Below are 1,644 nucleotides of genomic sequence, written 5' to 3'. Positions count from 1 at the left end.
AGTAGGAAAATTATCAACCCAATCAAACTATATCACACCATTAAATCAACTTTTATCCTAACTGCCTTAATTACAATCAGAAAAATTTAAAAAAACAGCCAGATTATTTAGCCCTTAACCCTTACATCCGTTATTTCTTCCTTTCTTCATACACCTGCTCCTTTAAAAAAACAGGTTCTTGATTATAAAAACAACAGAATTATAATGACCAGATCATTCAGAAAGTATCCTGTAGAGTTCCAGATTCAGGTAATAACTTCCGCCCTGGATCATTCTTTTTTCAAGAATCCCCATGTTGGCCAGTTGGTCCAAATACTTTCTTGCCGTATTTTCCGAATACAATCCCGAATTGGTGAAATGTTTTACCCTGGTAAAGGGCTGCGTAAACAAAGCATTGACCAGAGATTCGGGCCTGGAAATATTTCCATCTTCAACAATAGCATCAAGGATGGCTTCTTTAGCTGATATGATGTCATTGATTTTATTGTAGGTAAGGTTAGAAGTTACTTCAACAGCCTTTAATATATATAACAACCAGCTTTTCCAGTTCCCCCTTTGTGTAACTCCCGCCAGTCCGGCATAATATTCCTCTTTATGTTCCATAATATAGCTGCTCAGGAATAAAATAGGATAATCCAGCAAGCCTTTTTTGGTCAGATAATGAATGTTAAAAATTCTGCCCGTTCGCCCATTTCCATCCCTGAAAGGATGTATAGCTTCGAACTGAAAATGTCCGATGGCCATTTTCAGTAAGGGATCTAAGGGATACTTTTGATCATCATTCAAAAAATCGGTTAAGTTGTTCAGTTTATCTTCAATGATTCCCTTGCCCCTGGGCGGGGTATAAAATGCCTTCCCTGCATTTGGCCCAGTACCACCTTCTTTAATGTATATCTGGGCAATGGGTGTTCTTATGCCATCATTAAACTGGCTAACTACCCTGTACATTTTTATAAAATAGTGTGCATCGAAAATCTGGTTTTCCTGTAAATATTGATAACCCAGCCATAAAGCTTCCCTGTAATTAAGGATTTCCTTTGCCGGCCCATCCAGCTGTTTTGCCTGGTCCTCACTATAGGCTTTATACAGTTCATCATCTGTAGTAAATATATTTTCAATTGCACTGGAAGCCTTAGCCTCCTGTAAACTGATAGAGTTGATCAGCAAGCCCTGATTGGGTATGGCTATACTTCTTCCCTGCAATCTGCCCAGTGCCGCTTTTGCATTGCCAAGCTGGCTATAGATTTCCAGGTCTTCATAAAGCTTAGGGTCTAAAGGAAGATCGGGTAAATCGTTCCAGGGTTTATTTCGGTCCGAGTTAATGCGATAAGTCATATTTCAAATATACATAAAAGCCAGTAACTCACCTTAAAATTATTGAGTTTTTAAGGTTAAGTGCAATTCTTACCTTAAAATATCTTCAAGCAGACAGAGCTACCTCAACATTTATAAGGTTTTCAGGTCATTCGCGATCTGTTGAGCAGAAGGGGGTATTGTAATTTGGAGGTTTAAACAAGTTTTTGGTTTTGGCCCAGGTGTTTGGGGGGGCTTGAAACAAGAAAAGCCGGTAGTCATTTGGACTACCGGCTTTCTTTAAGATTTGGCACCGACCTACTCTCCCACGTGTTACCGCAGTACCATCGG

The 1,644-nt window shown here is 39.4% G+C and carries 1 protein-coding gene; it reads right to left on the bottom strand.

Annotated elements, in window-relative coordinates; all coding sequences use genetic code 11:
* Positions 1-213: 213 nt before the first annotated feature.
* Positions 214-1,335: a Fic family protein gene (locus tag HDC92_RS24935; RefSeq protein ID WP_015809399.1), complete on the bottom strand. Its 1,122-nt coding sequence runs from the start codon at positions 1,333-1,335 to the stop codon at positions 214-216.
* Positions 1,336-1,644 lie beyond the last annotated feature (309 nt).

Origin of the sequence: Pedobacter sp. AK017 (genome assembly GCF_014200825.1) — a bacterium.
In the GTDB taxonomy this organism is placed as follows: domain Bacteria; phylum Bacteroidota; class Bacteroidia; order Sphingobacteriales; family Sphingobacteriaceae; genus Pedobacter; species Pedobacter heparinus.
Note: the sequence above shows the minus strand (reverse complement) of the source record. Positions and strands in the feature narration are given on the sequence as shown.